Below are 1,308 nucleotides of genomic sequence, written 5' to 3'. Positions count from 1 at the left end.
CACTAACACCAGACAGAGTGGTGATAGCACCACCAATCGATGCTGTGTTCTGACCAGCGAATGCTGACATTGAAGCCGCAGCTATAGCTACAGCAAGGAGAATCTTTTTCATTATTTCACCAATTGTGCGTTAACAATCACATCATCTTCTACAACCAGACGAAGGATGTGGCCATTTTTGTACCACTGACCATTATTAGGCTTCCAACCCAACTGGAGCAGACGTTCAGCCGCTGAACTGATTGGAGTGTTGATAACAGATTCAGCTTCGCTGGCGGCTTTGTCCAGACGAGTGGTAGGACGCTGAGCTTTGCGATTCTGAGCTTTGGTCTTGTTAGGGTCACAAGTACCGTTAGCCTCAGTAACCTGAGTGCAACCGGAGTGTTCCAGTTTAGCACGGAATTTAGCATCGATAGCGTGAGCAGGAATCGAAGCACCGAGGATAAAGCCAGCCAGTAAAGTAACACCAAGAACGTGGTATCTCTTCATAATATTAATTTCCGTGATTACAGAAAGTTCCAGCGAGTTCTTCGCGTCTCTTTCTTAGTTTATTAATGGCCTCTTGTTTATCTTTAAAATGACCTACCAAGATCTTTTGTTTTCTAAAGTTAAAAGAAGCTCTCCACATTTTAGATCATCCTGATCCACACTACGTCTCCGTTGTTGTAGAACTAATCATAAAGCCCATCATATAGATGAGCTTGAGTTTAAGTCTTACAGGCCAGCTTTAGCTTCGGCATAGCCTAAACGGGCTACTTCCCAAGCACGAGCTTCGATGAAAGAGATGAACTGATCATCTACCGAAGCACCAGCGAAACCTTTCTCAACCGATGCGTACAATTCACGCTTCACAACGGCTTCTGTTTTACCGTCGTTAGCGCCATTATAGCCCATGTTGTAAGCACCAGTGAGCACCAACTGAGCAGCCTTGAAAGCTTTCTCACGTTGATTGGGGTTGTCCGGCAGATTCTGAGAACTGATGAATTGCTTAGCAACTACAACAGACACATGATCTACCAGTTTGTAAGCTTCATCCGACGCAGCATTAGCGTAAGAAGCGAAAGCACAGATAGCAAGAGCCGCAGCGATAAAATACTTTTTCATAACTTTGTTCCTTAACAGTTGAAGTGAATAAACAATAAAGGCCACTCAATGAATGGCCTTGATGATTACTCTCGGCAAGTAAAAAAATGCCCCAGACTTCGAGGCAAACTCCTACACTCACCAATATACTCGTTAGGAGCAGTAGCCCCCAGCGTGATGGCTACCAGTGCCACCATGCGGATGAGTACCAGCCGGACAAGCCAT

The 1,308-nt window shown here is 45.1% G+C and carries 2 protein-coding genes; both read right to left on the bottom strand.

Features of this window, described 5'->3' with window-relative positions:
- Nucleotides 1-111: 111 nt before the first annotated feature.
- The gene (locus tag N1032_RS23290) at nt 112-489 is read right to left on the bottom strand and encodes a hypothetical protein (protein ID WP_259542726.1); all 378 of its coding nucleotides are present in this window, start codon (nt 487-489) and stop codon (nt 112-114) included.
- A gap of 225 nt (nt 490-714) precedes the next feature.
- Nucleotides 715-1,104 (bottom strand): hypothetical protein, encoded by a 390-nt coding sequence (locus tag N1032_RS23285; RefSeq protein WP_259542725.1) that lies wholly within the window; start codon nt 1,102-1,104, stop codon nt 715-717.
- Nucleotides 1,105-1,308: the final 204 nt, after the last annotated feature.

This window comes from Herbiconiux daphne, from assembly GCF_024979295.1.
GTDB classification, from domain to species: Bacteria; Actinomycetota; Actinomycetes; order Actinomycetales; family Microbacteriaceae; genus Herbiconiux; species Herbiconiux daphnes.
Note: the sequence above shows the minus strand (reverse complement) of the source record. Positions and strands in the feature narration are given on the sequence as shown.

Bases quoted from the DNA above. Each gene is read 5' to 3' on its own strand.
- N1032_RS23285 (WP_259542725.1), bottom strand. From the start codon at position 1,104: ATGAAAAAGTATTTTATCGCTGCGGCTCTTGCTATCTGTGCTTTCGCT.
- N1032_RS23290 (WP_259542726.1), bottom strand. From the start codon at position 489: ATGAAGAGATACCACGTTCTTGGTGTTACTTTACTGGCTGGCTTTATC.